This window comes from Hymenobacter defluvii, assembly GCF_017589435.1.
Classification (GTDB): Bacteria; Bacteroidota; Bacteroidia; order Cytophagales; family Hymenobacteraceae; genus Hymenobacter; species Hymenobacter profundi.
The window spans coordinates 1-5,741 of the sequence record NZ_JAGETX010000045.1 but is presented as its reverse complement, the minus strand read 5'-3'; the positions used below and the strand labels follow the sequence as shown (position 1 = coordinate 5,741).

The window sequence follows — 5,741 nt, the reverse complement described above, 5'->3', positions numbered from 1 at the left end:
GCGGGGTGTTGCCGGGGGCCGGGGCTTCGGCGAAGGAGGGCAAGGGGCCTAGCAGCAGCGGCGTGGTGGCCAGCGCCGTGGTTTTGAGCCAGTCACGGCGGGAAAAACGGGAATCGGACATAGAACAAGGAATGAATGAGACGGCTTAGGGTACGTAAGGTAAACGGTTGACTGTTCCTTCTCTGTGCTCAGGACGCGGCTTGTGGGCGCTTAACGTGCTGTATTCTCCGTTTCCTGAGAAGACCTCTAAAAGCCCTACTGTGGGTGTTGTTAAACAAATAGGGCAAAACCTCCGACTCAACCGCACAATTGCGCATTTCCACCAGCTAGTACTTTGGTTGACAGAATATTATCTGAATTTGGGTGCAAAGCGATAGCCTTAACGTTCGTTTTCGCTACCCACTTTCGATTGCGTTAAGGAGCGAGTAAGAATATCAGTTTTTCGATGGTCTTACGCTGATTCTGCACCTTATCACAATCATTCAGGCCAATCGGCTAATGAGTCGGAGGTTTTCCCCTGTTTGTGTAATAACACCCTACTGTGGGAAATACTTCTTGACCAGCTTCGGATTGTCGCGCTTTAAGTCCCAATAACCCTGGGTCAGCCAATCCAGCGCCGTCTTTTTCTTGGCTTGCTCCTGCTGCAGCACCACGACCTGCGCCTCGGCGGCCGCTTTCTGCTGCCATAGGTAAGTGCTCAGGCTGACTAGGGCCAGCAGTAACGCAATCACCCCCAACCCCAGCCGTATACTGGTAAAGCCCCATACTTCCCCCACCACGGGCACACTGCGCGGAATCCGGTCAATCACCTGCTGCAGCTGCGCCGTGCCCGTGGTGAGCGTGTTTTCCACCTTCGCCGGCGTGGTCAGGTGCGGCTGGATGGCCTCCGCTACGCCCTGGTAGTTGATGGTAAAGCGCACTTCCTGCTTCACCTTGGCCAGCACCTCATCCAGTTCGGCCCGGCTCACCGGCCGGCCCTGCTCTAAGCTGCGCTTGTTCAGCGCCTCGATGCCGCGCCGGAGCGCGTTGATGTCTTGAAGTAGTTCCTGCATAAGTCGTTGCTGAAAAGTTAATCCCCCATCTCAAGGCCTCGGGACTGCTGCTTGCCCGGCTGCTGCTGGGCCTGCCGCTCTTTGGCCTGGGCGTACGCGGCTGCCAGCTTGGCCAGCGCGTAGTCCTGGCCCACCTGCTGCCACGCCTGGGCCGGGTCCTGGCCTAGCTCCCGGGCCTTAGCAAAGCCCGTTTCCAGGTTGCCGGCGCTGTACTCGCGGCCCACCTGGCTACCCTTCACCCGGTGCCCGTCTTGGGCAAACACCACCCCGGCCGGGCTCCCGTCCTTGCGCCGCGTCAGCTCCAGCTCGATGCCTCGGGGGCGCAGCGCCTCGCGCAGCTCGTCGAAGCTGCGGGCCTCGCCCGCCGTGTAGCTCAGGGCGCGGCCGATCTCCTGCCGGGCGCGGCTCCAGTCGGCCGACTGTTCCTCTTTCGGGGTCGTGGCCTTCGCCTGGGCCGGGGTCGGGCCGATTTCGCGGGCCTGCTTGCGGCCTACCTGGTCGGCCACGATCAGCCCATATTCCTGCTCGATACCCTTGCACACGTCCACGCTCCGGGAGCGGATAAACTGGTCGCTCACCGTCTGCCCGTCCAAATCCACCCGGTTCACCACCAGGTGCATGTGCGGGTGGGTCTTGTCCTGGTGCCGCACCACGGCCCACTGCGTGCTCTCCGGGTCGATGTTCAGCCCCTTTAGGTAGTCCTGGGCAATGCGGCCCATCACCTCGTTGGTCAGCTTCTCCTTTTCCTCGACCGGAAAGGCCAGCGCGACGTGCAGCACGGCCTTGCCTAGTCCGGGCCGCATGGCCCGCACCGCGTCGAAGTCCGCCGCCATATGCGCGGCGCTGTCCGTGCGCACCCCGTGCGCGGCCAGCACCTCGGCTCCTTTGCCGGGGGACTGCTCCTGCAGCACGTACCGGCACATGGCCCCAAACGACTGGTTCACCTTCACCTTGCCAATCATACCGCCTCGCCCGTGAGCCGCTTCAACAAGTGGTGCATCTGCCCGAGTACCGTTGTGGCCCCGCTGCGCTGGTCCTGGCCCAAGTGGGCCAGCTTGGTGAGCTGGTTCAGGTTCGCCGCCATGCCGGCCAGCTGCGCCAGCTGCCGCGCTTCCTCTGGGGTCGGCGGGGCCTGCAGTTTCGTGGCCGTGTTCTGTTTACGCCACACCGACCGCAGCACTTCGCCCTGGCTCAACTGGTACCGCTCGGCCTCCTGGGTCAGGCGCTCGTGCTCCGCATCGGTCAGCCGGACGCTCACGACGTGGCGCTGTTTTTCGGCCAGCGGGCCGGCCTTCCGGCCTCCTTTTCGGGGGCGGTGGGGAGTGGATTCAGGGGCTGCTAGGTCTGCCATAGATAGGTCCCCGAAGGGGCAAGTGTAGTGAGCCCAACGGGCGAACGTGTTTCCTGGATTGCGCGAAGCGCGATTCAGGAAACACATCTTACGAAACACGTTGAACGAGTCCAGAACAGCCCACAAGGTACGGCTCCCTGCACGCACGCGCAACCCCTGGCCCGCTCTTTCTGGTGTTGGTAAACAAATAGGGTAAAACCGCCGACCTGTCCTTTTCGCTGTGCCCTCCCGATTGCCTTACCGTTGTTTTCCGTTCCAACTCTTGTGCCCCTCCTGTTGCCTCCCTATCGGCTGCTCCTGGTACTCTCCTTGCCGGCAACGTGGCCACCTCGCTCTGGCTACCAGTTGCACCACCTGGCCACCTCCCCACCTGGTCATGCGTCCCCGGTCCCGGCTCTGCTACCTACCTCCCTCCTTTCGGCCCCTTCCCCGGCCTGCATCCTCAGCTGCTCCCGTTTCCGTGGCCGCAGCATTACCAAGTTCAAAGCAGTACATAAGCTCATCATTTAGGTTTATAAACTATTGATTACCAATAATATATAGTTTATAAAATGCGCGCAAGTCACTGGCTTCTAGGACTTTGCTGTTTTTGTTTTGCTCGCGCCGTTATACCCCCGAATAGTTCCTAAAAGCTTTTTTTCTCGCGCGAGCAGCAATTGGTGTATTTGTAAAGCTTTGTTCTATTTGAGGGCTTCATAACGTACTGATTTTGAGCTTGTTAATCTAGTTGAAAACGGGTTTTAATGTGTCTCAAACGGGTTTTAATGTGTCTCAAACGGGTTTTAATGTGTCTCAAACGGGTTTTAATGGGTTTGAAAACGGGTTTTAATGTGTCTCAAACGGGTTTTAAAAGTGATATTTGTTTTTACAACCCGTTTTCCGCGTATAATTGCGCTCGAAATCACTGAATAAGCACAATGAGCAAAGAATTGGAAATCCGACAACACAATGCTCTGACGAATGCTCGCTATGAGTACACTGAATTACAGCTTGACTTATTCTTCTTCTTGGTTTCAAAGCTGCGTAAGGACCAGAAGTCTGACACTTATGAGTTAAATATTAAGGAGTTATCGGCTTTAACTGGCAAAAAATATGATTTGGCTTACCTGCGGAAAGCAACTGAGGATATGGGCTCTCGAATGTTTGAGGTAGAAACTCCAGAGCGTCATGTGCAGCTCTGGATGTTTCGCAGCGTGGAGTATCTCAAAGGATTAGGCATCATAGAAGTCTCACTTTCTGACAAAATCATCCCTTATCTATTTGAGCTTCAAAGCAATTTCACCAGCTATGGCCTAGCATCGGCACTACGCCTGACTAGCAAATATGCTAAGCGGATTTATCCGATTTGTAGCCAGTGGAAGGACCTAGGCGAAACCAAAAAGCATGATATTCAAGATTTTAAGAGAATGCTCGGGCTCCTTGACGATAAAGGCATTGATAAGATGCCTAGGACCAGTGATTTCAGGAAAAGCGTATTGGATATAGCCGTTAAGCAAATCAATGAGCACACCGAGTTGCACATTAGCTATGAGCTAGAAAAGCGTGGTAAAACCTTCAAAAACATTACGTTTAAGGTCAAAACTCAAGCTTTAGCCGACAATATTCCTTTTGACTTGGTGGCCACGGCTCAAGCCGTGCCGGGGGTGCAACAAAGCCACTTCGATAATGCCGCCCGCGTCCTGGATGAGTTGCGCATCACCGACACCAAGCACCGGCAAACCATCCTCAGCAGCGCCGCCCACGTCTCAGAAGTGAACCGCTACAACCACGACCTGAAAACGGGCAAGGTCAAAGCCTCGCGCAATCCGGGGGGCCTGCTATTGGTAAAGCTGGGCCTGGTTGCGGCCAAAACTGCTAAGCCCATTTAAGCCCCTCACTCATGCGGCAGAAAATCTACCTGGAGGTCGTCGTTTTGAATCCTGACAACGCGGTGCACCTGACCGAAGCCGAACAACAAGCCATTCCGTGCCATTTTCTGCTCGCTCAGGAGGCTGAGAAGCGCATGTTGGTCATAGAGTATACCCCGGGGTCCGAACGGGCCACCAGGGACCGGATTATCGCCATTCATCTACGGGCCTACGCTCGGCGCTACCAAATCCTGAGCTACGAGGTCTTTGACGACTTCGTGCCGGCGCTGCCGGCCCACATCGCGGGCTAGTGATAAGTAGGATTTTAGGGGCAGTGGGGAAGGGCAAAAAGTGCGGCCACTGTCCCGGAAAAGTCTCTTAACATAATGTCGCTTATAATCCCAACCTCGGAATCGTGCCGGGTTTTCGCCCCACGGCCCCGACTCGCCAAACGTGGTATTTTGCCGGTTTAGGCCCTTAAAAAACGGGGCTGATTTACCGGCCTGTCAGTGCTTCATTTTCATGCCCGTTTTGCCCTTGCCCAACTGGTCGAGCGCGGCGCGGAAGCCGGCGGCGAGCTGCGCCGCCGGGCCGCGGCCGTAGTAGTGCAGGAACATCATGCGGGGCTGGTCAAACAACATGTGGTTGTGCACGGCCACGACCTCCAACTGGTGGGCGCGCAGGGCCTTTATAACCGGGTTTACTTCGTGCTCCAGCATAGCAATGTCGCCGGCAACGTGCGCGTCAGCTTGCTTGCCGGCAAACGCGGCCCACGAGTTCAGGCCAATGGCGGCGGTCATTTCCGTGCCCATCATCACCGATTGCAGGTCCGCCCGGCCCACGGTGTACTTGTAGGTGGGGCCGTTCACCGTGCCCTGGTACTGCACCACTTTGTCGAGCGCCGGAATATCAAACAGCTCCTTGCCGGTGGGCGGGCCGGGGGCCGGCGTGGCGTTATTGCCCACCTGCGCGGCCGGGGTGCCGCCGCTGGGCTTCGGCTGGTTGGCCGGCAGCAACTTGGAGTCCTTCAGCGCGGCGGCAAACTTGCGGGCCAGCTCGGCCGGGGCACCCATGCCGTGGATGTGCATGTAGAAGATGCGCGGTTCTTCGTAAAAAAAGTGGTTGTGTACGGCCCCGATTTCCAGCCCCTGGGCCAGCGCGGCCGACATAAGCGGGTTAACTTCCTCTTGCAGTAGCACCGTGTCGCTCATGAGCATGGCTGATTTGCCGTCGAGCGTGTGCTTGATGGCCACCCACCCGCCGAAGCCGAAGGAAATGGGCACCGGCTCCCCCTTGATGGTCACTTTCAAGTCGTTGCGCGGCAACGGGGTGCTGTGCGTGGCCTGCGCTTCAACGTAGGCCCCTTTCTTGCCCATCGCGGCCTCGATGGCGGCAATGTCGGCCGCGCTCAGCGGCGGGGTGTTGCCGGGGGCCGGGGCTTCGGCGAAGGAGGGCAAGGGGCCTAGCAGCAGCGGCGTGGTGGCCAGCGCC

At 57.9% G+C, this 5,741-nt stretch carries 6 protein-coding genes; 2 read left to right on the top strand and 4 right to left on the bottom strand.

Annotated elements, in window-relative coordinates; translation table 11 throughout:
• Nucleotides 1-536: 536 nt before the first annotated feature.
• Genes J4D97_RS22600 through J4D97_RS22590 form a run of 3 tightly spaced genes read right to left on the bottom strand, consistent with a single transcriptional unit; the run spans nucleotide 537 to nucleotide 2,403 of the window.
• Nucleotides 537-1,052: a hypothetical protein gene (locus J4D97_RS22600; protein ID WP_208309565.1), complete on the bottom strand. Its 516-nt coding sequence runs from the start codon at nucleotides 1,050-1,052 to the stop codon at nucleotides 537-539.
• A 17-nt stretch (nucleotides 1,053-1,069) separates the two neighbouring features.
• A complete protein-coding gene (locus J4D97_RS22595; protein ID WP_243900478.1) occupies nucleotides 1,070-1,975 on the bottom strand; it encodes a relaxase/mobilization nuclease domain-containing protein in 906 nt (301 codons plus the stop codon).
• Between the two features lie 35 nt (nucleotides 1,976-2,010).
• A complete protein-coding gene (locus J4D97_RS22590) occupies nucleotides 2,011-2,403 on the bottom strand; it encodes a plasmid mobilization protein (RefSeq protein WP_208309563.1) in 393 nt (130 codons plus the stop codon).
• Between the two features lie 917 nt (nucleotides 2,404-3,320).
• Between J4D97_RS22590 and J4D97_RS22585 the strand changes: the two genes are divergently transcribed.
• Together J4D97_RS22585 and J4D97_RS22580 are read left to right on the top strand one after the other, a co-directional pair.
• Nucleotides 3,321-4,271: a replication initiation protein gene (locus tag J4D97_RS22585; protein ID WP_208309562.1), complete on the top strand. Its 951-nt coding sequence runs from the start codon at nucleotides 3,321-3,323 to the stop codon at nucleotides 4,269-4,271.
• 11 nt (nucleotides 4,272-4,282) lie between these two features.
• Nucleotides 4,283-4,561, top strand: coding sequence for a hypothetical protein (locus tag J4D97_RS22580; RefSeq protein ID WP_208309561.1), 279 nt, complete (start codon nucleotides 4,283-4,285; stop codon nucleotides 4,559-4,561).
• A gap of 195 nt (nucleotides 4,562-4,756) precedes the next feature.
• Here J4D97_RS22580 and J4D97_RS22575 read toward each other — a convergent pair.
• A partial coding sequence (locus J4D97_RS22575) for a DUF1259 domain-containing protein (protein ID WP_208309560.1) occupies nucleotides 4,757-5,741 on the bottom strand: 985 nt, incomplete at its 5' end.